The sequence below is a fragment of the Streptomyces sp. AC627_RSS907 genome (assembly GCF_019049165.1).
In genome coordinates, this window is the sequence record NZ_JAGMUE010000257.1 from 1 (window position 1) to 826 (window position 826).

Genomic DNA, 826 nt, shown 5'->3' on the forward strand with positions numbered 1-826 from the left:
CCCTCGGTCGGCTCGTCTCCGCGCGTCTCGGATTCCAGCGCCGATGCCTCACCCGCGAGAGCGTCGGCGGCGGTGCCCAGCTCTCCGGACATGGTGAACGTGACACGGCGCGTGTCCAGCTTCCGCCACCCGCCGGGGGTGCCTCGCCGTACGTTTAGTCGCACGCCCGCTTCAACGAGTAGCGCTCGTCGTCCCGCCGTGTCCGCCGCTTCCCACTCGTCGCGGATGGTGCGGCCGGTCGGGGTGACGATGCGTTGCGGCTCGCGCTTCTCGCGGGTCTCCAGCTCGGCTATCCGGTTGTCGAGTGCGTCCGCACGCTTCTGCCACTCGGCCGCAGCGTGGCGGGACTTCTGGCGTCCCTTCTGTTCCTGGTGCTCCGCGAACTCGGCGAGGGTGGCGCGAAGCTCGGGCTCAGGGTCGTACCCGGGGACAGTGACGACGTGCGTTGTCTCCACGGGGCCCATCAGGCGCAGGAACTCGACGGTCACGTACTCGTCGGCCCAATCGCCCCTGACGTGAGCGGACTTCTCGCACTTGAAGCCGCGCGAATACGGGTTGCACTTGTAGGTGGGGTGCTGGTTGTTCCTGGTGTCCTGCTTGTTCAGGTACATGCGTCCACCGCACGAGTCGCAGTGGATGACCCGCAACAGCAGCGCGTCCGTGTCCTTCCGGTCCCCGTTGTCGATGCTCCGCTCGTCCAGTACCGCGCCGATGCGGTCGAACTCTTCGCGGGTCATGATCGGCTGTGTGGTTGCCGTGATCGGGTTGCCCTCGGCGTCGCGCACGGGGCGGCCCTTGTGCATCTTCCAGCCGAGCAGCGTTTCGT

General features: G+C 67.6%; 1 protein-coding gene. It reads right to left on the bottom strand.

Features of this window, described 5'->3' with window-relative positions:
- On the bottom strand, positions 1–826 hold an 826-nt coding region (locus KUM32_RS33165), incomplete at both ends, for a zinc ribbon domain-containing protein (RefSeq protein WP_217145631.1).